Source organism: Veillonella sp. (assembly GCF_032470285.1).
Classification (GTDB): Bacteria; Bacillota; Negativicutes; order Veillonellales; family Veillonellaceae; genus Veillonella.
Genome location: NZ_JAWEKP010000006.1, coordinates 118,203 through 140,444 on the forward strand (window position 1 = coordinate 118,203; position 22,242 = coordinate 140,444).

The following is a 22,242-nucleotide window of genomic DNA, read 5'->3' on the forward strand; positions in this document are numbered from 1 at the left end:
TCCTAAACGATCTTTGTCGTCCAATCCTCAATATTCCAAATATCCGTAACCCAACCTTGATAAAATTCGGGCTCATGACTAACCAGTACAATCGTACCTTTAAAATCACGCAATGCTCGGCTCAGTTCTTCCTTCGCATATATGTCTAAATGGTTGGTCGGTTCGTCTAGCACCAACACATTGTACTTATTCTGCATGAGCTTACATAGGCGAACCTTTGCATTCTCACCACCAGATAATACGCGCATTTGAGACGTAATATGTTCATTAGTAAGGCCACAACGAGCTAATGCTGCACGCACCTCTGCATTGGTCATAGCAGGATATTCATTCCAAATATAGTCTAACGCTGTTTCAGAATTGGATGGCGTATCCTCTTGGGCAAAATAACCTACTTGTAAGAACTCACCTTTTACCAACTCACCACTAACAGGCTTTAATAGACCTAAAATAGTCTTCAACAACGTTGTTTTACCTAAACCATTGACACCGCGAATAGCAATTTTTTTGTTTCTTTCAATTTGAAAGTCTACTGGTCTTGTTAATGGTTCATCATAACCTAATTGCAATCCAAAAGCCTCTACGATAAAGCGACTTGGCGTACGGCCTTCTTTAAAGCCAAAAGTGGGCTTGATATACTCTTTTGGCTTTTCTAGAATTTCCATCTTTTCTAAGCGCTTTGCTCGAGAATTTGCCATACCACGTGTTGCAACGCGCGCTTTATTGCGCTGAATAAAGTCTTCCATACGCTCAATCTCTTGCTGTTGACGTTCATACGCCTTAGCTGCTTGCGCTTTTTTCACCTCGTAAGCAGCTTGGAACTGATGATAATCACCAGTATAACGCGTAAGCACCGCTTGTTCGATATGGTAAATAACATTGACTACGGAGTTTAAAAACTCCATATCATGAGAAATCAAGATAAAGGCATTTTCATAATTTTGCAAATAGTTTTGCAACCACTGAATATGCTCCACATCAAGATAGTTTGTCGGTTCGTCTAAGAGCAAAATAGTCGGTTTCTCTAGTAATAGTTTTGTGAGCAAAACCTTGGTACGTTGACCACCGCTGAGCTCTATTACATCTCGATCTAAGCCGATATCCATAAGTCCCAATCCGGCAGCGGTACGCTCAATAACCGCATCAATTTCATAGAACCCACGTTGCTCAAGAATTTCTTGCCATTCCCCTACCTGTTCAAGTAGCTTATTCATTTCATCTTCGGACACATCACCCATGCGATTATACGCATCGTTAATGTTTTGCTCCATGACGAATAAATCATCAAAAGCACGTTGTAATACATCACGGATGGTCATACCTTTTTCAAGAACAGCATGTTGATCCAAATACCCAACAGTTACCTGATTGGACCATTCAATTTTCCCCTCATCAGGTGGCAATTTACCTGTAATGATATTAAGAAACGTAGATTTACCTTCACCATTTGCACCAATGAGGCCTACATGTTCACCTTTTAGCAAACGGAATGATGCATCATCTAAAATTTGTCGCGCTCCAAAACCATGAGTTACATTTGAAACGGTTAAAACACTCATATCTATCTCCACCGGAATAAAAGCCGTCTTGTTGAAGACGGCTTATTTCATACTTACTTAAATATTATATCTATTGTACCTTTTTGACCTCTATATGTCAAAAATTGAACTTACTTACACATCGCATAACGCAAGGCTACAACAGCCATAATCTTAGCACCCTTAATCGCTTGGTCTAACCCATAGTCAGATCCAGCAGCACAAGTAAATTCTGGCGTATGCGCTTCTAAACCTAATCCAATCTGCAAGGTAGGCTGTGCTGTTGGTACTTCGTAAGACACATTACCTACATCAGTGCTACCATCCGCCTCATCATCAGGCAATATACGTGGGCTTTCACCAAATTCAGTCATCACATCTTTAAAGAGATTTAATAACTGTTTATCTTGACGCATATCCTTAAAGAGTGGCTCATAGTGATGCATCTCAACTTGAGCTCCATAGGATGAACCGATTTCTTGGGCTGCCTCTTTAATAGCCGGCAAAATAATACCTTCTAAATCATCCACTGTACTACCACGAACAGTCATACGAATCGTAGCCTTTGGTGTAACCACATTTGGTGCCGTACCTGCCTCTGTAAAGATGGCACCTACAATAGCACCTTTAGGAAAGGTCTTTTTTAAATCTTTTACCCTTTGATATAAGTCTACCGCACAATCTAAGGCATTGATTCCTGAATCTGTTAAGGATGCAATATGACAAGAACGTCCATGGAACGTAACCTCTAGAGGATGTGTCGCCAATGATGTACCTCCCACCTCATTTTCTCCACCTGGATGAATGATAAGTGCTGCCTCATAGCCTTTAAAAAGACCGGCTTCTGCCATATATACCTTACCACCGATAGTTTCCTCTGCAGGGCACCCAAAGAATGTTGTACCCCAATCCTGTGGTGCACTTTGACTAAAAGCAACAGCAGCACCTAAGCTCATCATAGCAATAAGGTTATGAGCACAGCCGTGGCCTAGTTCCGGTAACGCATCATATTCACCTAAGAAGGCTATTTTATGCCGTGCAGTACCGTTATAGTCGCCCCGTAACGCTGTTTGTAACTCTGGCCGATTAGTTAGACTTACATGAGATATAAAATTATGTGTTTCTAAGAATTGGTGAATTACCTTTACTGCTTTATGCTCATTCAAGCCCAATTCAGGATTATCGTGTAAATATATGGAAACTGCACGCAATTCCCGTGCCATACTATCTATGATGGCACAGGCGCGAGCCTCTCGTTCTTGTAGTGTCATAACTCCCCTTGTTATTATCTAATATCTTATTACCTATTATTTTATTACCTAATATCACGGTAACTACTATTTTTATCTAATATCTATTTGCCTATTAAGTAAAATCGTTCATCCAAAAGCTCTTAACTATTTCGTATAAGGATGAACGATGATGGTATTAGAAATATATCTAAAGCTAATCGTCGCTCCTAGCGGTAATGTTTGATGTGGCGCCCCATGTCCCGTTGGCACATAGCATACAAAAGGATCTGGTAATTTTGGATTTCTATTTTCCTCCATATAGCGCAATGCTTCATAACCTAAATCGTAATCACGCTCATCTTCATCTCCTTCACAATCTGTAAAGATACCAATGACTAAGCCTTTAATACGGCTCAACAAACCGCTGAGTCGAAATTGTTGTAACATGCGATCCAGCTTATAAGGAGCCTCCCCTACATCTTCAATAAATAGTAAGGTATCTTCCCATGATTCATTCTCTAAAAAATAAGGCGTTCCCGATAACATGGATACCATCGTCATATTACCACCTCGTAAAATACCCTCACCGAGTTCTGTGCCAATCGCACCTCGGGGAGGCTCTGGCAAGGGTTCTATAACTTTTAATTTGCCTTCTAAAGCATTAAATAGCGTATCAATATCTGACTTACGGTCTAATTTAAAATCTACCCCCATAGGTCCATGATAAGTAATGAGGCGGCTATATCGATTAATAGCCATATGAAGTGCTGTACAATCACTATATCCAACAAAAGCCTTCCGATACTTACGAATCGCTTTATAATCTAATAAATCTAAATAGCGCATCGTGCCATAACCACCGCGCAAGGCAAGAACCGTATCACAAGGAGCCACAGTCATCATGTATTGAAATTCTACGGCTTGCTCCTCAGGTGTGCCTCCATATAGCCCCTTTCTCCTTGCACTTTCACCTACAAGCACCTTATAGCCTTTAGCCTTACAAATTTCTTCTATTCTATGTAAATCTTCATCGCTAGCACTAGCAGGTGCCATAATACCTATGGTCATCCCCGGTGCCAAACGTTTTGGTTCAATCCAGTCCATATATCCTCAGAAAATACCTGTTAACTTATAATATATTAATATTCCCATACAACAAAAGACGTACACAAAGTGTACGTCTTAAGTGTATCTTATTTGTATGCTTTTTTAAAGTCAACAAGTCCCAATGTGGTCCAGAAATAATTTTGAATTGTTCCGTTTGTCACATATGGTTGTGTTGTAAAGTACAACGGCATAACAAGAGATTCATCAAAAATCATCTTTTCTGCTTCATGCATCAACGCATCACGAGCCGCCCCATTTGGAGTTGTACGAATACGTGCAATCAACTCATTATACTCATCACTATGATACTGACCATCGTTATCTTCAGCAGAGAATACCTCTAAAAAGTTTTGTGGATCGCTATAATCGGCAACCCAAGAAGCGCGAGCTACTTGGTACTTGCCAGCTTCACGGTCTGCCAAGAATACCTTTGTCTCTTGATTTTGTAAGCGTACATCTGCGCCAAATGCATTTATCCATGCATCTTGAATCGCTTCTGCAATAGCTTTATGTAATTCACTTGTATTATACAAAATCGTAATTTGCGGCAATGGACGATTCTTGCCATAGCCAGCCTTTTTCAGGATTTCCTTGGCTTGCTCTACATCTTCGTATACGAGATAGCTACCAGCTTCACGGAAGTCTTCACGACCATTGCTTTCAAGCATACCATATGGTACGAATGCATAAGCTGGCTCTTTACCGCCTCTAACAATATTATTAACAATATTAGCACGGTTGATAACCATAGAAAAGGCTTTACGCACATCTGGATCTGTGAAAGGTTCTGCTTTCACATTGAATACGTAATAGTAGTTACCAAGCATAGGGCCAATATGTAATAGGCCGGCTTCTTCTAGACGTTTTTGATCCGCTACAGGAGGCTCAACCGTCATATCAGCTTCGCCACCTTCAACTAAGGTAAGGCGTGTACTTTGAGACTCACTAATAGGCCAATTCATTTTCTCTGTCTTCACAGATTCTGCATCCCAATAGTTTGGATTCTTAATGAAATCCATTTCCCCATTATGCTTCCAAGAAAGTAAACGATATGGACCATTAGATACTATTGTTTCCGCATTAGCCGCCCAGTTTTCGTGAGCTTCTACTGCTTTTTTACTCACTGGGTAATAGCTATGAGACGCTAATAATTTCAAGAAATAAGCCGTTGGATTTTCTAAGGTAACTACCAATGTATCCTCATCAATAGCTTTAACCCCAACATCTTCAGCTGCAGCTTTACCCGTATTAAAAGCTTCACCATTTTCCAATACATATAACATATATGCATTATCCGCATGGACTTCAGGGTCTAATACGCGCTTCCAAGCGTATTCAAAGTCATAAGCCGTCAAAGGCTCTCCATTGGACCATTTTAAATTAGGTCGTAAATGGAAGGTATACTCACGACCATCATCGGAGATGTCCCAATTTTTAGCAAGTGCTGCTTCAGGTTCACTTTCATCATTCAAACGAACTAGACCATCGAATAATTGAAGTTGAACCGTAGCCTCCGGAGAGGTAGTAGACTTTGCGGGATCCAATGTGGATGGTTCCTGCTCAATAACATAGCGGATTGTGTGTTCATCGATTGGTTGAACACCACGAGGGTACCCAAATACGAATAAGAGTACGCTCACCCCTAGAGCGAGGACCATGAGTTTTAACAAGTTTCGTTTATCCATCATGGCAATGCTTCCTCTACAAATTCTTTCATGATGCGCCCAACTCGAGCGCCTAACTCTTTACCTCGGTCATTATCGATATCGCTCATTAAAAGGATAAAACAAAAATGACCCCTAAATGTTTCTATTACACCCCCATCATGTTCTACACGATCAAGGGATCCTGTTTTATGGTGAAAGCGTATGCCTTCTCCCCAGTAAAATGGTAAGATATCACGGAATTGTTGGCGACCTAAGATATTCCACATTTCTCTGCCATAAGCATCTCTATCACGACATTCAAAAATGTGTTTATACAAACGAGCTAACGACATAGCTGTAATGTGATTATCATGACCTTCAGCTAGGGCGTTAAGGTCCATCATCATACGATTAAGCTCCATCTCATCCACACCAAGCTTTTCTGCACGAGCATTGATATTTTCCATGCCGAGCACTGTGATGAGTAGATTTGTTGCGATATTATCACTAAGAACCATCATGAGACGACATAACTCAAGATATGTAAAACTATGTTTACCAACTAACTCTTGTAGTGCGCCGCCACCTTCAACGCGTGGAGTTCTAGATAAAGGAACTGTATCATTAATGTCCAATTGCTCAGTACGCGCTAAATGAAAGACATATTCCATGATAAGTACCTTAATTAAACTCGCACTAGAATGTACAGTATTTTCACCTCTAGCTGCGATGAGTGTTGGTTCCTCTTCATCATCAAATTGTAGCACCGCATAAGATATATTCCCTGCTGGTGCCAATTCTTTAATGACTGTATCTAGTTGATGTTCCAAGGACTTGCCAACAATTAGTTTTTCCATACTATTCTCCCATTATATGTGCCAGCATGCGATGCGGCGATCTGCCCAATCTCTAAGTGGCGGACGTTCTGTAAAACAACGCCCTTCCGCTTCTGGACATCGACCACTAAACAGACACCCTTTTGGTGGATCTAGTGGATTTGGTGGATCCCCTTTAAGCGGTGCCCCAATTGGTGCATGTGGCATAACTGGACCATTTAAGGCCGTCAATGCACGGGTATACGGATGCTGAGGGAATTCATATAAGTCCAATGCAGGACCTTCTTCCATGACGGCACCTAAATACATAACAACCATGCGATGACTAATGTAGCGCACCATATTTAAATCATGAGAAATAAAGAGGTACGAAATACCATGTTGTTCTTGTAACCGTTCTAGTAATGTCATAATTTGCACTTGGATAGATACATCTAATGCAGAAATCGGCTCATCACAAATGATACATTGAGGCTCCATAATAAGAGCCCGTGCAATGCCGATACGTTGACGTTGCCCACCAGATAGTTCATGAGCATAACGCTCACCAAATGACATATTTAAGCCAACTTGGTCAAGCACCTCTTTTACACGAATCACGCGATCTCGGGGTGTATACTTTGGATCCAGTTCTAAAGGCTCCTCTAAAATTGCATTAACCGTAAGCCGCGGATTAAGGGATGCATAAGGATTTTGAAATACCATTTGCATCACCGGGTGAACAGACTCTCTATCCACATAAGGGTTGATATGTCGACCATTCATATAAATAGAACCAGATGTAGCTTGATATAAACCCATCAAAGTGTAACCAAATGTAGATTTACCACATCCAGATTCACCTACGATACCTAGGGTTTCCCCTGGTGATTGATATAGACTCACGCCTTGTACGGCGTGTACCGTTTGTTTTGGCTTAAATAAGCCGCCTGACAGGGTGAACTCTTTAACGAGATTGTCAGTCTCCCATACGTAACTCATTAAAGTCCCTCCAACTTAGCTAACCAACATGTAAACTGGTGACTTTCACCAACATTTGTAACCATCGGAACCCGACTACCGCAGATTCGCATAGCCCATTTACAACGAGGATTAAATGCGCATCCACGAGGTAAATCAAATAGATCAGGTGGTTGACCTTCAACAGCCTTCAATTCGCCGTGCCATTTACCTTGAGGCAATGCAAGCAACAGCCCCAAAGTATATGGATGACGAGGCTCGCTAAAAATACCATCTACTGTAGCAGACTCAACACATTTACCTGCGTACATAACCATAACCCGATCACAAATTTGAGCAATAACACGTAGGTTATGAGAGATAAAGATAATCCCTATGCCAGCCTCTACGGCTAATGTTTGCATAAGGCGCAAAATTTGTGCCTCTGTAGTAATATCAAGAGCTGTTGTGGGCTCATCACAAATCAAAATCTTAGGACGACCGGCCACTGCCATGGCAATACATACGCGTTGACGCATACCGCCACTCAACTCATGAGGATATTGAGATAACCGGCGTTCCGGTGTAGACAGACCCATCTTCTTCAATAAATCGATGGCAATGGCCCTTTCATCGTAATCTTCACCATACGCATTTGTACGATGAATAACCTCATACATTTGCTCTCCAATGGTCATGATAGGATTCAAGGAGGTCATAGGATCTTGGAACACCATGGCAACCGTCGTACCACGAAGTTCATTCCAATCATCTTCAGTAAATCCTAAACAATCATGACCATCAATCATGAATGTATCCGCTTTAATTTTAGTTTTACCATATGGCAATAAGCCCATTAAAGAGTTAACTAAAACGGATTTACCACACCCAGATTCCCCGACTATACCTAAAATCTCACCAGGGTATAAAGAAATATCTTGATTGCGAATAACTCGCAACGGACCTTGAAAGGTATTGATGGTAATAGATACATTACGTACATCAACAATAGCATTATTCATTATCTATCTCCTTCCTTAGGGTCTAATACATTGCGTAAACCGTCGCCAAAAAATGCGAAACCAAGCATGGTAATACTAATAGCAACAGCTGGGAAAATCAATTGGAACGGATAAGAGCGCATGCTACTAATACCTTCAGAAGCTAGTACGCCCCAGCTCGCCATAGGTGCATTTACACCTAAACCGATAAAACTAAGAAATGCTTCTGTAAAAATAGCCTCAGGAATGGCCAATGTTAAAGTAATAATGATCGGCCCTACACAGTTTGGTAAAATATGACGCAATAAAATTCGATGCTTAGGAATACCCATAGCTTCTGCTGCAATGATGTATTCTTCGTTTTTAACTTTCAAAATTTGGCTGCGTACGATACGGGCCATATTAAGCCAATACGCAATCCCCAACGCTACAAAAATAGAGATTAGCCCAGGCCCAAGTACAACCATCAATAAGATTACGTATAGTAAAAGTGGAATACCGTACAAAACATCTACGATCCCCATCATGATACGGTCTACCTTGCCACCTATATAACCCGCAATACCGCCATAAGCAACGCCAATCACAAGATTAATAAAAGCTGCTACAAAACCAATGGTTAAGGAAATACGAGCGCCGTACATAACACGCGTATAGATATCACGGCCCAATGTATCCGTACCAAACCAATGGCTAAAGCTTGGACTTTGGTTCGCATCAATTAAGGATTGGTCCGCATAGGTATAAGGTGAAATAAGTGGACCTAGAATAGCAAGTACCATCATCACAATAATGATGGTTGCACCAACTACAGCTAAACGATTTACCTTAAATCGTTCCCATTTACTAGGACGTTTTATAAAGCTAGTAATCTCTTCTTGAGGGGCTCGTTCAATAGGTAAAAAGTCTTCCTTATTCATCTGTCCCCTCCTCCGTTGTAACTCGTGGATCGATTAATGGATAAATCATGTCCACCAAAATATTAAGAAATACTATAAGTGCACTATAGAAAATCGTAATACCAAGAATAACCGTATAGTCTCGGTTATAAATAGATGTTACAAAATACTGACCTAAACCAGGAATCGCAAAAATTGTTTCTACGATAAAGCTGCCTGTTAACAAACTAGCTGCCAATGGACCTAAGTACGTAATAACTGGCAAAATTGCATTGCCAAGGGCATGACGTGTCAAAATGGTCCAAGAACCTAGACCTTTTGCGCGAGCTGTACGAATGTATTCTTGTTGATAAACGTCAAGTAAACCACTGCGCGTTAAGCGAGCAATAAATGCCATCGGTTGCGCTGCTAATGTCAACACAGGTAACACCATGTAAGAGGGGCCACGCCATAAGGCTACCGGGAACCATCCCAATTCAAAGCCTACTATGTACACAAGAACAGCACCGATAATAAATGTTGGTACCGAAATCCCTATTGTAGATAATACAGTTACCGCATAATCTACAATGCTATTAGGTCTCATGGCACTAATCGCACCAGCTGTAATACCACCAACTATAGCTACCATTAAAGATAATAAGCCAAGCTGTGCGGAAATTGGGAATGCATCACCAATTATATCGTTTACACTACGGCCTTCATATTTAAATGATGGGCCCAAGTCACCTGTAATGACGCCACCTAAATAATCTCCATACTGTTTCCATACAGGATCATCGAGATGATATTTAGCCTCGATACTTGCTTTCACCTGAGGCGGTAATTTCTTTTCTGTTGTAAAAGGCCCACCAGGTATCGCATGCATTAATGCAAATGTTACGGTAATGATGACCCATAAGATTATGATTGCGCCACCTAGGCGTCGAAATACATACCTCGTCATTGTCACTTTCCTCCATAAAAAGTTTATTCGTTTTATTATACTACATTATGAAGTTAATTTCATGATTAACATCATTACATTTACAGAAAGGCTCACATAACGTACAATAAAATATATGATTATTTGGAGGTGTCTATGGTAGCAGTACCTAGAGTTTTAACAATTCAAGACATGAGCTCTATCGGACGCTGTGCCCTTACTGTTATGATTCCTATCATCAGTGCCATGCGCTGTCAGGCGGTTCCTTTGGCGACAGCGGTACTAAGCAATCACTTAGAGTATCCACACTATGAATTCGTTGATTTATCTGCTCATATGAGAGATTTTATGGACTGCTGGGATAAAAACGAAATTGACTTTCACGCTATCGTAAGTGGATTCTTGGCATCACCAGAACAAATTCACCTCGTTGAAGAAGCAATCGATCGATTTGCCTCTAATGGTCAGATGGTTATCGTCGATCCCGCAATGGCCGATGATGGTCGCCTCTATTCCATTTATACTCCTGATATGGTTGTAGCTATGCGCCAACTCGTATCTAAGGCTCACATCGTAAAACCAAACTATACTGAGGCTTGCTTCTTATTAGATATTCCATTCTCGACAGACCCTATTAATGAGGATGAATTGCGCAAACGGTGCAAACAGTTACATCACATGGGGCCTGAAATGGTTATCATGACCAGTGTTCCATCGGAAACGCATGCGGTCATTGCCGTCTATAATGGTCCTACAGACCTTTTAAAAACATACTCTATTCCTCTAGTACCTGTAAAAGCTACAGGCACAGGAGATATTTTTACTGCTGTATTATCAGGTGCAGTAATGAGAGGATATTCACCTTATGATGCGGCAGAACTGGCAATGAATTTTACTACCAACGCAATTCAAGCTACGTTAGATACAGTAAAATCAATGAAACATGGTGTTGCATTTGAGCTCATCTTGCCAGAATTAACTCAACTATAAGCTAAAAATAAAGGGGAACTTATGGATTTACTTTATGTCGTATTACGAACATTGCTCATATGTACCATTGGTTTGCTCATTGCATTCCAAGGACGTCGCATGGGCCTATCGATTTTTAACCTGACGGGACGGTTAAATCGACTACAATTTATCATTTGCTTCATCGCTTTAATGATTTTATTTCATATTGTCCACTACATAGATAACATGTTCTTGGACTTTGTCGTATCCCTACCTGCATATTGGTTGACTAGAGTCATTGTCTGGCTCTTATTAGCAACCCTCTTCCCATTATCTTGTGTCTTATTTGGTCGTCGTATTCACGACATCGGCTTCAATGCATGGGCAGGAATTCTTTGGTCGATAATTATGATCTTCATTAATACTTACTCGGCTGTCTCTCCATTCAATTACATGCTAGAGCTTTTTATATGGCTCATCGGCTTCCTATTCTGGGTATTACCAGGACAACCTGAGCCTAACCAATACGGTAATCCTCCATTTATGCCTGTAAATCAGCCAACATATGAATCCGTACAAACTCCTGTATCAAGCAAAAAACAAGAAAACCGCAAGCCAGCTCGAAAACGTCGTAAAAAACGATAACCAAAATTAATAACTTGTAATCAAAAAAACGTATCTCTCATTGATATGTACCCATTTTATTGGATATCCAGTAAAGGTGGGACATATCACATAGAGATACGTTTTTATATTTTATATTTCTTACAACATTAATTCATTAGTAACATCAACTCAATCAATGTACACCCGATATAGGCAATAATAAACTTAACCTTTTGTTTACGCGCTCTATCATCATCTGCAATTTTAAGACGATTTGCAAGGAATCGTTTATCTCGAATTTGCAACAAGAGGTGTTTAATTCGCTCTTGGCTTTCATTTGCTGTATCCTCATCACAATCAGATGTCAATGTAGCTTGTTGCATGAAGATACGACGATGTAGTTTACGCATTTGGATTTTGATATTGTTATGTACAAACGCACTTTGCCACTGTTTGCGAGAATCAAAATACATATACAGATATCGCGGAATATTCATAACTAAGAAGGAAATGATAAAAATCCCTAAGGAAATCAAAAAGTACGTAGAAAATGAGAATTCCAGTGTTTCCGTCGGCAAGTAATGATGCAAGATAACAAATGTAATCCATACACCAATCGGCAACAAAAGAACAGCCGCAATATCAATCGATCGAAGCCAGCTAGTGCGAGTTGGTACATCCGGTACTGTAAAAGTATCTACAGGATCATGGAACGCATAGTAATCTAACTGCAACACAGATTGACTGGTACGCGGGTTTCCCAACAAAACAGGTCCATTGCTACCAATATGGCGCTCAGGCATAGGTATGAATTTTTTCACTTGCGTATTAGGCAATAAGTCAAACTGAATAATCCCTTTCTTCTCAAAGCGTACAGTAGATCCTTTTTCTCCCAATGCAATAGGGTTAAAGAATATACCAAAGAGACTGAGACACCAGTTCCCCAACAAGTGTAAAATGGAGTTCAAAATAAACCCACCTGTATCTATATTATTTGTATCAAGTCGAATTGCAAAGGATGATGAATAATCATCAAACCATAGATCCTCTAAGGTGAATTCCACATTAATCACATTCCCCCATTTGGTAATAATGGATAGGAATATTTGATTGTTTGGTTCAAATTCAAATGTTATAGCATAAAAGAACCAATGATTGCGAAGAGCGGCACGCAACATGCGATTAACCATATCTTCTTCTATATATAATAAGCGATGGTCAAACAAATCTTGTTCTAAAGGTGCTTTTTCTAATACGGGCGCCTTATCCACCACCGCATCTCGATCAGATAATGCTTCATCCACCAAAGCTCGTAATTTGGTGAAGATTTTAGTCATAACCCCTCCAAGGGTGAAATAATAGCTCTTAACACAAAAATTATACCATATATTGCATGATTTATCGATAAAAGTATACTACATATACTATTAAATATAAATATAATTAAAGCCCCTTTTTGCATAGTAAAAGGGGCCTTATTAATGTAGTTAAACATTAGTCATATTATAATTTAATATTCATAATAGATCTTAAATTGCAACGTAATATTAAACATTGTTCAAATCTATAATTAAGCATTAATAATAGATACTTTAAATGATATTTAGTTTTATTGAATACTTGCCATGGATAAATAACAGTATTCATAGAAACGACCTTTAAGCGCCATTAGCTCTTCATACGTTCCATCTTCAACAATTTGCCCTTTATCCATAAATAAAATCCGGTCCATTTGTTCTAAACCTTCCAATTGATGCGTAATATATAGACATGTCCTACCCTCTACATAATGCATCAAGTCACGATGTAAAGCTTTTCTTGTTACTTGATCCAAGCCTTCTAAAGGTTCATCTAATAAAACGATTTTAGGATTCCGCAAGAACAATCTAGCTAATGCAACTCTTTGACGTTCACCACCACTCAAACCTTGCCCTCCACTCCCTACAATCGTATTCATACCTTCTGGTAATTTTTCAACTACCGATCGCAATGATGCACGGTTAATGGCTTGATCTAAATCCGCCATAGAAGCTTCAGGTCTTGCAAGGCGTATATTATCCTTAAAGGAAGCATTAAAAATATACGTATCTTGAGTTATAGTCCCCAATGCATTACGCCAAGTATCAATTGAAATATCTTTCAACTCCACCGAGCCTATACGAATGGATCCACCATAATCATATAACCTCTCAAGCATATTAAATAATGTCGTCTTGCCAGACCCACTAGCACCAACGATAGCAATGGATTTCCCTTGCTGAATATGTAGTCTGAGAGTCTCATAAATATGGCGATATTCATCATAACCAAAGGATACATCTGTAAAAATAATATCATCATTAGGGTTAAATGATTCTGGTGATATAGGTTCTACAATAGATATCGGTTCATTACTGAGAGCCATGAGACGACTTGTAGCAACTTTACTTTCTGCACCATGATGAACAGCAGCAATCATAGGCTGTAACGCTTCAAACCAAGCCTGTGTGCCAATGGCAGCCACCGCTACCATAACACTAGCCCAAGCACCTGTTAACGCATTAGAAGCCATAATAGCTACAATAACTACAGTTAACTGAACGCCGCCCATGAATAGTGTATTACCCATATTCATGCCTCGCTCAATAGTACCTTTTTGAGCATCTACATTGCGCATCATATGCTGAATACGCTTATATACCATGTCTTCATTGCCATAACTAATCACATCTTCCAAACTATCCATAGTATCACTTAAAAGCGCTTTATAATCGCCTTGTTGGGGCCCAATCGTACGTAAAGATTCTTTATTATACGAATAAACAACCAAAGGTACTATTACACCTAATACGAAGGCCGACAAAAGAATAGGTATAATCAAACTATTGTCAATTGTAGAAACTCCATATGCAATCAATATAGTCAAGGCAACGGCTGCTACGGGTGGAATCAAAGTGCGCAAGTAGAAGAATTGTAATACCTCTATATCCCCCATGATGCGTCCCAACATATCACCTGCCCCAAACCGTTTGAGTATAGCAGGTGCCAATGGTTCCAAATGAGCATAAAACCACAAGCGCAAGCCATAGAGTCCTTGGAATGCCATGCGATGAGATGTATAGCGCTCAAAATAACGACATACAGCACGACTAACACCGAAGAATCGAACTCCTACGATTGCAAGACTTAAATAAGTAAGTCCTGGTTGCAGTGCGGCAGATGCCAATAGCCAAGAGGATACTGTTAAAAGCCCCACATTCATGAACACTGTTAAGAACGTAAATAGCAAGGCCAATACTAATGACCACTTAGCGGGACTCAATACAGAAAACAACAACTTCCAACCTTGTATGCCCATATTAAAACCTTTTGCATTATCTTTAAGGTTCTCAGTATATTTAACAGATTTATCAAAATACTCTGTGCCATTGATAGGTGTATCTATGCCCAATGTATTCTCTGAATCAAATTGCTTCCCAATATACAATGGTTCTTCAAGAGTTGCTGAAAATTGACCTAAGCCAGATGTAACAAGTTCTTTAAAATACCCCTCTTCTTGAAGTAGGTCGTGATAAGAACCTTCTTGAATAATTAATCCATTTTTCAAGACATATAGTTTAGATGCCCAATACATAGTTTGTAATCGATGCCCAATAATGATGACAATCTTATTTTCCATCAAACGCTGAATAGCCGTACTTATAATAGCTTCTGTTTTTACGTCTAGATGTGCTGTCACTTCATCAAGAATCAATACCTGACCCTTCCGCAGGAATGCACGAGCTAAAGCAATACGCTGCCGCTCACCACCACTAAGGCCTAAGCCACCTTCACCGATAACTGCATCAAGACCATCTTGTTGTCGATTAATAACATCTAATAACTGAACCTCTTTGCACGCATCGAGAATCTCTGCATCACTTACATCCATACCAAAGGATAAGACCTCTCGTAAGGTCCCTTTCATAATATGTGGATGTTGAGACACATAGGTAATTTGCTGACGCCACCAGTCGATATCTAAATCACATATATCAATGCCATCGATAGTAACTGTTCCTTTCGGAGCCTGTAAAAATCCACCAATAATATGGGCCATAGTAGATTTGCCAGCTCCACTTTCACCAACGAGCATAATAGGTACATTACGCTCAGCCTCTAGTGTGATATGGTGTACCCCATTCTCACTATTTTCATAGGTAAAAGTTAAATCTTTAATTGCAATCTCTTGTATAGATTTCTCGAGTTTAGAATCACCACCTAATGGTAAGGACTGCGGACGATTCATAAATTCTTCGTATTTCAGAATAGATGTTTTACCTGCCATCCCCGTATGGAAAGCAGCCCCTAATTGTCTAAATGGGGTATAGAACTCCGGAGCTAACAATAAAATAAAGAAGGCTGGGAAGAATGTAATTTCACCATCTAATAAAGTTAAGCCTAAATATACCGCAATCAAAGCAGTACTAATCGTACTCACTAACTCAAGCACTAAAGCGGATAAAAAGGCCACCCTCAATACTCGTAAAGTAGAGTCTTTAAACTCTTGAGATAATCGACCAATAACCTTAATTTGATCTTTTGCACGACCAAAGAGTTTTAGCGTAGTAATCCCTTGCAATACGTCTAAAAAATGCCCTGATAGGAAGCTCATACGCTCCCATTGTTCCTTATTTAATCGATCAGCTTGCTTCCCAATTAAGATCATAAAAAATGGAATTAAAGGCACCGTAACAATTAAAATAATACCAATTATTGATAATGTATCTATAATGGCGATTCCCATAATAAGTGGAATCATAATAGCGTATAAAATCTGCGGAATGTAACGAGCCACATATGCATCAACTTGCTCTAAACCATCGGTAAGCATATGGATGACATCACCATGACGTTCCTTATGTTGTACACCAAGCTTAAACATATGGGCCAAAGAGCGTTCTCTAAAGGATGCTTTTACTGCACTCCCCAAGTGATTTGCCACTGCCTCTTGAACGTAATGTGCCACCAATCTCATAACAATAGCTACAAACAAATAAATGATGGTGTTCATTTCATCAGCTAGTGTATGTTCCAAAAATATAAGGTTATTTATTAAGGTTCCAAAGAACCAAGCTTGCCCAACAATTGACAGACTTTCTATTAAACAGGTTAAACCGAGTAATCCAAGCCGTCCTTTATGTTCTAGCAGCGCTTTAAATGCGGTACGCTGTATCATACTATCCTCTATGGTAAATCAACTTAAATATATAAAATCAAACAAATTTAAATCCCTTTAAATAGGCCTAAAAAAGTCCAAGTGAATCTAAATTTATCAATATTATAATCATCTTACCACAAAAAAGAGGCGTGCCGCTACGGCACGCCTCACATTAAAATTTAATTTTTACTCACAAGAGTTATAAGGCTATTCTATTAATAATGTAAATCTTTTTCTGTTACACGATGACGGAATGTCCAATATACCCAAGATTGATAAACCAAAATGATTGGCACAAATACGAATGCTACACAAGTCATCAAAGTCAACGTGTAAGTAGAGTTAGCTGCATTAGTAATAGTCAAGCTCCACTCAGGATTCAAAGAAGAAACCATAATGCGAGGGAACAAACCTGCAAAGTATGCAGCTGTTACAGAAATAACAGATAAACAGCTGAATAGGAACCCCCATTTTGTATTCCGAGTGCGTGCTGCGCCCCAAGAAATGAGGAAGAACACGATAGTTAATGCAAAGCAAACTACAGCTAATACAGAATTAAACAAATCTGTATATACGTAAGTTGCACCTACCAATGCTAATGCACCGATAGCTGTAGGAACACCTACTACCAAAGAAGCAGCACGAGCGCGTTCAGAAATAGCGCCAGCTGTTTTAATAGAAGTAAATAAGCCACCATGGTATGTAAATACCAAAATGAACGCAATACCACAAAGTACTGTGTAAGGGCTTAATAAATCAAAAAATGTACCAACATATGTCATACTTGCATCAATTGGAGTACCTTGAATCAAGTTACCTACTGTAACACCCCATAATAGTGCAGGAATCAAGGAACCAAAGAAGATGCAGTAGTCGAATGTTTTACGCCATAACAAATTAGGGCTTTTAGAACGGAATTCAAAGGATACACCACGAATAATAAGAGCTGCAAGCATCAAGAATAGAGCTAAGTAGAATCCACTAAATAATGTAGCATACACGTGAGGGAAGGATGCAAATAATGCACCTCCGGCAGTAATCATCCAGACCTCATTACCATCCCACACAGGACCTAAGGCATTGATCATTTGTCGACGTTCAACGTCAGTTTTACCAATGAATGGTAACAAAATACCAGTACCATAGTCAAAACCTTCTAATAAGAAGAAGCCAGCGAATAGTACAGTAATCAAGATAAACCATACCACTTCAAGGTTATTAAAAATTAATTCCATAATCTCGCCTCCTCTTTTTCAACTACATCATGAGATGGGTTGCCATCCGGACCTTTTTTAATGTGTTCTACAGCAAGATAAATAGCCGCGATAGCAGCCACGATATACACAAGTGTAAAGCCGATGATTGTAGTCATAATTTCTGGAGCCGTTACGGATTTAGACGCACCATCTGCAGTCAATTGCAAGCCATATACAAGCCATGGTTGACGACCTGCTTCCGCTACAAACCAACCAGTGGAGTGAGCGATAAATGGCAATGGCAACATCCAGAACATAATTTTTAAGAATGTACGATTTTCAACAAGTTTGTCTTTTGCATTTAGGATAAGCCCTACAAAGGCAACAAGCAACATAAGAGAACCAGATGCTACCATGACACGGAATGTCCAGAAGATTGCTGGAACATCTGGAATATAGTTGCCAGGACCATATTGAGCCTCCGCTTTTGCTTGAAGGTCTTTGATACCTTCTACCTTACCAGACGTAAAGGAGTTTTGAGTCAAGAAGGATAAACCACCAGGAATTTCAAGAGCACTTGTATTCTTTTGTGCCTTAGTATCAATGTTAGCTACCAAAGAGAATGGCGCTGGATCTTGTGTTTCCCACAACGCTTCCATAGCAGCCATTTTCATAGGTTGTACTTTTGTGATGTACTGACCTTGGTGATGACCAGCTAATGCGCCTAAAGTACCGAATACTAGAGCGATAACCATGCCCCATTTAGCAGAGCGACGGTAGAACTCTGTCGCATTATTGCGTAATAAGTGCCATGCACTGACTGCCATAATAATTACGCCAGCTGTTAATAAACCATTCAATACAATATGGAAAAATTGTCCAGGTACATAGCCATTTTGAACGATGATCAGGAAATTTTCCATCTCTGCACGGCCATTGCGTAATACAAAACCTACAGGATGTTGCATAAAAGAGTTTGCTACAAGAATCCAGAACGCAGATAGATTTGTACCTAATGCTACAAATGTAGCTACAAGGGCGTGAACACATTTATGTAAGCGATCCCAACCGAAAATCCAAACGCCCATGAATGTAGATTCCAAGAAAAATGCCATTAATGCTTCAAGAGCCAATGGAGCGCCGAAAATGTCACCCATAAAACGAGAATATTCTGCCCAGTTCATACCGAAATGGAATTCCTGAACAATACCAGTCACCACACCCATAGCAAAGTTAATTAGGAACAATTTGCCCCAGAACTTAGCCATTTTTTTGTATACTTCTTTACCAGTCGACACGTAGGTCCACTCTAAAGCAGCAACAATCACTGTCATACCTAGTGTGAACGGCACAAATAACCAGTGATAGATAGATGTTAGCGCGAATTGCAATCGGGCTAAATCTACAGCTTCAAACATGTGTTTTCCTCCTTAGAATAAAATACTAACATCACTTGACGAGCTTTTACAAAAAACCTTGCATCATTGCGACTATAAAAAAAGCTCAAGCCTCAGCGATAATCAACTGTTCTCGTTGGGCAAGGTTCTTAAAATTAACCGCTTCCAACTGATTGACCAATTGATGCTGAATCACGCCCATTGCTTCATTTATAGCGCAATGCCCCTTACAAGACTTAGAGCAAGAACCTACATCATATAAACAACGTTGTAAATACGCATCCCCTTCTACTGCTATAATTACATCAAGCAACGAAATCTCTTGAGGGCTTCGATTCAAGGCAAACCCGCCATCTACACCGCGGAAAGATTTCATAATTCCTGCTGCAATGAGACTACGCATAATCTTAAGCAAAAAGCGTTCTGGAATCAACTCTTGCTCAGCCAATACAGCACCAGTTATCTTCGAGCCCGAAGGTAGTAGCGCTATATGCAAGACCATGCGAAATGCATAATCCGTGGCCTGATTTAACTTCATAAAGTCTCCTTTCTCATGCACTCGGACAAACGTATTACTAAATCTAGTATAAATGAAATAAAACAATACTGCAATGGTATTGTTTTAAATATAACGAAAAAACTCACTTAGTTCTCATGCACATGCTTTATGTGCCAAATGACTACTTTAATCTCCACAAAATGCTTATTATAATCGCACTTTCAAAAAAAGACTGCTCCACAAAAGAGCAGTCTCAATATATGTATTATTTTGTAATTTCTCGCACCAAATGACCCATTTCAGGAATGATGAGTTTGCTCATCGCCAAGGTAACAGCCCCTACAGAACCAGGAACGGAGAACATTAAAGTGTTATTATTAACACCAGCTTCTGCACGAGATGCCATTGCTTTCGTACCAATATCCTCCGTATAGGATAAATATCTAAAGATTTCACCAAAGCCTGGAATATGCTTTTCATATAGGCTATTCACCGCTTCGATGGTAACATCTCTCATAGCAATACCAGTTCCCCCAGTAGATATAATGACATCAATAGACTCATCATTACACCATGGAGTCATAGCATTTATTATAGCATCACAATCATCAATTACAATTTTACGATCTGCTACAATATGATTCGCTTGTTCCAAGAACTCTTGGACCTTATTGCCCCCCTTATCAGTTTCTAATGTACGAGTATCAGATACAGTTAAGACTGCAACACGTAATGGTCTTGCTACAACTTCGTAAGACATAATTCCTCCTAAAATAAAGGCACAACAGACGCCAATATCGGCCATCCATTATCGCGTAATGTATCACGCAATGCCCAAGTATACTTAATAAGTGGTGCGCAATGTAGACGCAACCAGAACGATAAAAACGGTGTATCACCTTGGAATATGGCTAATCGATCTAAGGCATAGAGATTATCTCCTGGCTTTACTGTCCCTGGTTGGACAGTGAAAGCCATTTTATACCCAGACTGTTTAGTAACATATTGAACGAGCATATCATTAAAACCACCAGGATAGGCCAAGTAACTAATAGGTTCTCCTAAGATACCTTCCATAGATGTTTTACCACCGAGAATGGCATCAGGCAATTCCGTAGGATCCATATGAGTTAGTATCTTATGATGATTTGTATGCCCTTGAATATCAAATCCTGCCGTCTCCATTTGACGCATTTGTGCTGTATTTACAAAACCATGCGTATTGGCTGCGTCACTAATCATGAACAAAGTAGCTTTCATATTATATGCTTTTAATATAGGCAATGCATGTTCATAATTATCTACATAACCATCGTCAAATGTTATTACGATTGGCTTCTCTGGTAACTCCGTACCATTTTGCAAATACTCATACAATTGATCCAATGTTATCGTATGATATCCATGATTATGGAGGTATTCCATCTGCTCCTTAAACTGATCCACATGCAATGTTAACGCGGAGTGTTTCTCATCATTTATTTGATGATAATTAAGTACCGGTACACCATATAACTTATAATTTGAAGACAGTCCCCACATAGCCCCAATAGAAACCGCTAAAATTGCAATACATATTGCAATACAATATAACAACTTTTTAATGCAGCTCTTGCCATATTTATACATATAAAATAATCACTCCCATCGACTTACATACATAATGAGAATACCACATATAAGTGGCTATTATCAAGAAAATCCCTCATAAGATTAATATAAAAACGGTTGATGCAATGAATCTGTCGTCGCTTAATTCTTATTACCTTTAACTTTCCCTACTTGCTTCCTCACTGTGGATTTCCCTTCACCGCTTAGCAGTTTGGTAAATCTTACGTTCGGAAGAAGGTGGTGTGTGAGCCCCATACGTCGTTTAATCCTAATTACTTTTCGCTTGCCCTACTTGCTTCCTCACTGTGGATTTCCCTTCTCTGCTTCGCAGTTTGGTAAATCTTACGTTCGGAAGAAAGTGATGTGTGGGCCCCATACTTCGTTTAATCCTAATTACTTTTCCCTTGCCCTACTTGCTTCCTCACTGTGGATTTTCCTTCACTGCTTCGCAGTTCGGTAAATCTTACGTTCGGAAGAAAGTGATGCAGTGAATCTGTCGTCGTTTCACTCCTCCATCTTCTACTGCCCTACTTTTCCCACGCCATCTTATTAATAAATACACATAGACAATACTTCTACAACCTTGGCTGGAGACGGTTCTAGCAGGGTTAGCTAGTCGAAGATGAGCAAAAAGAAAAAGGCCTACCATTCGGTAGACCTTTTTCTTTTCGTTAATCAGC

18 protein-coding genes are annotated in these 22,242 nt (G+C 39.6%); 2 read left to right on the forward strand and 16 right to left on the reverse strand.

Annotated elements, in window-relative coordinates; translation table 11 throughout:
- Window positions 1-2: 2 nt before the first annotated feature.
- The 9 genes from E7B10_RS08215 to E7B10_RS08255 all read right to left on the reverse strand — a co-directional run bounded on the left by E7B10_RS08215 (window position 3) and on the right by E7B10_RS08255 (window position 10,144).
- Window positions 3-1,559, reverse strand: coding sequence for an ABC-F family ATP-binding cassette domain-containing protein (locus E7B10_RS08215; protein WP_316055571.1), 1,557 nt, complete (start codon window positions 1,557-1,559; stop codon window positions 3-5).
- A 110-nt stretch (window positions 1,560-1,669) separates the two neighbouring features.
- Window positions 1,670-2,809: an amidohydrolase gene (locus tag E7B10_RS08220; protein ID WP_316055572.1), complete on the reverse strand. Its 1,140-nt coding sequence runs from the start codon at window positions 2,807-2,809 to the stop codon at window positions 1,670-1,672.
- 126 nt (window positions 2,810-2,935) lie between these two features.
- The gene (locus E7B10_RS08225) at window positions 2,936-3,874 is read right to left on the reverse strand and encodes an LD-carboxypeptidase (protein WP_004695389.1); all 939 of its coding nucleotides are present in this window, start codon (window positions 3,872-3,874) and stop codon (window positions 2,936-2,938) included.
- 89 nt (window positions 3,875-3,963) lie between these two features.
- A complete protein-coding gene (locus E7B10_RS08230; RefSeq protein WP_004695386.1) occupies window positions 3,964-5,565 on the reverse strand; it encodes a peptide ABC transporter substrate-binding protein in 1,602 nt (533 codons plus the stop codon).
- On the reverse strand, window positions 5,562-6,380 hold the full coding sequence (locus E7B10_RS08235; protein ID WP_105087037.1) for a serine hydrolase: 819 nt from the start codon (window positions 6,378-6,380) through the stop codon (window positions 5,562-5,564). The genes E7B10_RS08230 and E7B10_RS08235 overlap by 4 nt, the downstream gene beginning before the upstream one ends.
- 12 nt (window positions 6,381-6,392) lie before the next feature.
- Window positions 6,393-7,340 carry an ABC transporter ATP-binding protein gene (locus tag E7B10_RS08240; protein WP_004695381.1) on the reverse strand — a complete coding sequence of 316 codons (948 nt, stop codon included), beginning with the start codon at window positions 7,338-7,340 and terminating at the stop codon, window positions 6,393-6,395.
- On the reverse strand, window positions 7,340-8,320 hold the full coding sequence (locus E7B10_RS08245; RefSeq protein ID WP_058948494.1) for an ABC transporter ATP-binding protein: 981 nt from the start codon (window positions 8,318-8,320) through the stop codon (window positions 7,340-7,342). The genes E7B10_RS08240 and E7B10_RS08245 overlap by 1 nt, the downstream gene beginning before the upstream one ends.
- Window positions 8,320-9,219, reverse strand: coding sequence for an ABC transporter permease (locus E7B10_RS08250; RefSeq protein WP_004695376.1), 900 nt, complete (start codon window positions 9,217-9,219; stop codon window positions 8,320-8,322). The genes E7B10_RS08245 and E7B10_RS08250 overlap by 1 nt, the downstream gene beginning before the upstream one ends.
- Window positions 9,212-10,144, reverse strand: coding sequence for an ABC transporter permease (locus E7B10_RS08255; RefSeq protein ID WP_287520763.1), 933 nt, complete (start codon window positions 10,142-10,144; stop codon window positions 9,212-9,214). Before E7B10_RS08255 ends, E7B10_RS08250 begins: the two co-directional genes overlap by 8 nt.
- 135 nt (window positions 10,145-10,279) lie before the next feature.
- Between E7B10_RS08255 and E7B10_RS08260 the strand changes: the two genes are divergently transcribed.
- Window positions 10,280-11,113 (forward strand): pyridoxamine kinase, encoded by an 834-nt coding sequence (locus E7B10_RS08260; protein WP_287520764.1) that lies wholly within the window; start codon window positions 10,280-10,282, stop codon window positions 11,111-11,113.
- Between the two features lie 21 nt (window positions 11,114-11,134).
- A complete protein-coding gene (locus E7B10_RS08265) occupies window positions 11,135-11,719 on the forward strand; it encodes a DUF805 domain-containing protein (RefSeq protein WP_058948493.1) in 585 nt (194 codons plus the stop codon).
- A 128-nt stretch (window positions 11,720-11,847) separates the two neighbouring features.
- Here the strand turns inward: E7B10_RS08265 and E7B10_RS08270 are convergent, their stop codons facing one another.
- From E7B10_RS08270 to E7B10_RS08300, 7 genes are all read right to left on the reverse strand, one after another.
- Window positions 11,848-13,017 (reverse strand): hypothetical protein, encoded by a 1,170-nt coding sequence (locus tag E7B10_RS08270; protein ID WP_004698486.1) that lies wholly within the window; start codon window positions 13,015-13,017, stop codon window positions 11,848-11,850.
- Window positions 13,018-13,289: 272 nt separating this feature from the next.
- Complete coding sequence (cydD, locus tag E7B10_RS08275; RefSeq protein WP_316055573.1) at window positions 13,290-16,877, reverse strand: thiol reductant ABC exporter subunit CydD; 3,588 nt, start codon at window positions 16,875-16,877, stop codon at window positions 13,290-13,292.
- Between the two features lie 197 nt (window positions 16,878-17,074).
- Entirely contained in the window at window positions 17,075-18,094 is a 1,020-nt protein-coding gene (gene cydB, locus E7B10_RS08280; protein WP_058948491.1) for a cytochrome d ubiquinol oxidase subunit II, read from the reverse strand.
- Window positions 18,085-19,473 carry a cytochrome ubiquinol oxidase subunit I gene (locus tag E7B10_RS08285; protein ID WP_058948490.1) on the reverse strand — a complete coding sequence of 463 codons (1,389 nt, stop codon included), beginning with the start codon at window positions 19,471-19,473 and terminating at the stop codon, window positions 18,085-18,087. The genes cydB and E7B10_RS08285 overlap by 10 nt, the downstream gene beginning before the upstream one ends.
- Window positions 19,474-19,558: 85 nt before the next feature.
- The gene (locus E7B10_RS08290) at window positions 19,559-19,990 is read right to left on the reverse strand and encodes an Rrf2 family transcriptional regulator (RefSeq protein ID WP_287511089.1); all 432 of its coding nucleotides are present in this window, start codon (window positions 19,988-19,990) and stop codon (window positions 19,559-19,561) included.
- 226 nt (window positions 19,991-20,216) lie between these two features.
- The gene (locus E7B10_RS08295) at window positions 20,217-20,711 is read right to left on the reverse strand and encodes a molybdenum cofactor biosynthesis protein B (RefSeq protein ID WP_058948488.1); all 495 of its coding nucleotides are present in this window, start codon (window positions 20,709-20,711) and stop codon (window positions 20,217-20,219) included.
- Window positions 20,712-20,719: 8 nt separating this feature from the next.
- Window positions 20,720-21,580, reverse strand: coding sequence for a polysaccharide deacetylase family protein (locus E7B10_RS08300; RefSeq protein ID WP_287511087.1), 861 nt, complete (start codon window positions 21,578-21,580; stop codon window positions 20,720-20,722).
- Window positions 21,581-22,242: the final 662 nt, after the last annotated feature.

What these genes read in the sequence shown, in the direction of transcription:
- E7B10_RS08215 (WP_316055571.1), bottom strand. Translation starts at nt 1,559, where the DNA reads ATGAGTGTTTTAACCGTTTCAAATGTAACTCATGGTTTTGGAGCGCGA.
- E7B10_RS08220 (WP_316055572.1), bottom strand. Translation starts at nt 2,809, where the DNA reads ATGACACTACAAGAACGAGAGGCTCGCGCCTGTGCCATCATAGATAGT.
- E7B10_RS08225 (WP_004695389.1), bottom strand. Translation starts at nt 3,874, where the DNA reads ATGGACTGGATTGAACCAAAACGTTTGGCACCGGGGATGACCATAGGT.
- E7B10_RS08230 (WP_004695386.1), bottom strand. Translation starts at nt 5,565, where the DNA reads ATGATGGATAAACGAAACTTGTTAAAACTCATGGTCCTCGCTCTAGGG.
- E7B10_RS08235 (WP_105087037.1), bottom strand. Translation starts at nt 6,380, where the DNA reads ATGGAAAAACTAATTGTTGGCAAGTCCTTGGAACATCAACTAGATACA.
- E7B10_RS08240 (WP_004695381.1), bottom strand. Translation starts at nt 7,340, where the DNA reads ATGAGTTACGTATGGGAGACTGACAATCTCGTTAAAGAGTTCACCCTG.
- E7B10_RS08245 (WP_058948494.1), bottom strand. Translation starts at nt 8,320, where the DNA reads ATGAATAATGCTATTGTTGATGTACGTAATGTATCTATTACCATCAAT.
- E7B10_RS08250 (WP_004695376.1), bottom strand. Translation starts at nt 9,219, where the DNA reads ATGAATAAGGAAGACTTTTTACCTATTGAACGAGCCCCTCAAGAAGAG.
- E7B10_RS08255 (WP_287520763.1), bottom strand. Translation starts at nt 10,144, where the DNA reads ATGACGAGGTATGTATTTCGACGCCTAGGTGGCGCAATCATAATCTTA.
- E7B10_RS08260 (WP_287520764.1), top strand. Translation starts at nt 10,280, where the DNA reads ATGGTAGCAGTACCTAGAGTTTTAACAATTCAAGACATGAGCTCTATC.
- E7B10_RS08265 (WP_058948493.1), top strand. Translation starts at nt 11,135, where the DNA reads ATGGATTTACTTTATGTCGTATTACGAACATTGCTCATATGTACCATT.
- E7B10_RS08270 (WP_004698486.1), bottom strand. Translation starts at nt 13,017, where the DNA reads ATGACTAAAATCTTCACCAAATTACGAGCTTTGGTGGATGAAGCATTA.
- cydD (WP_316055573.1), bottom strand. Translation starts at nt 16,877, where the DNA reads ATGATACAGCGTACCGCATTTAAAGCGCTGCTAGAACATAAAGGACGG.
- cydB (WP_058948491.1), bottom strand. Translation starts at nt 18,094, where the DNA reads ATGGAATTAATTTTTAATAACCTTGAAGTGGTATGGTTTATCTTGATT.
- E7B10_RS08285 (WP_058948490.1), bottom strand. Translation starts at nt 19,473, where the DNA reads ATGTTTGAAGCTGTAGATTTAGCCCGATTGCAATTCGCGCTAACATCT.
- E7B10_RS08290 (WP_287511089.1), bottom strand. Translation starts at nt 19,990, where the DNA reads ATGAAGTTAAATCAGGCCACGGATTATGCATTTCGCATGGTCTTGCAT.
- E7B10_RS08295 (WP_058948488.1), bottom strand. Translation starts at nt 20,711, where the DNA reads ATGTCTTACGAAGTTGTAGCAAGACCATTACGTGTTGCAGTCTTAACT.
- E7B10_RS08300 (WP_287511087.1), bottom strand. Translation starts at nt 21,580, where the DNA reads ATGTATAAATATGGCAAGAGCTGCATTAAAAAGTTGTTATATTGTATT.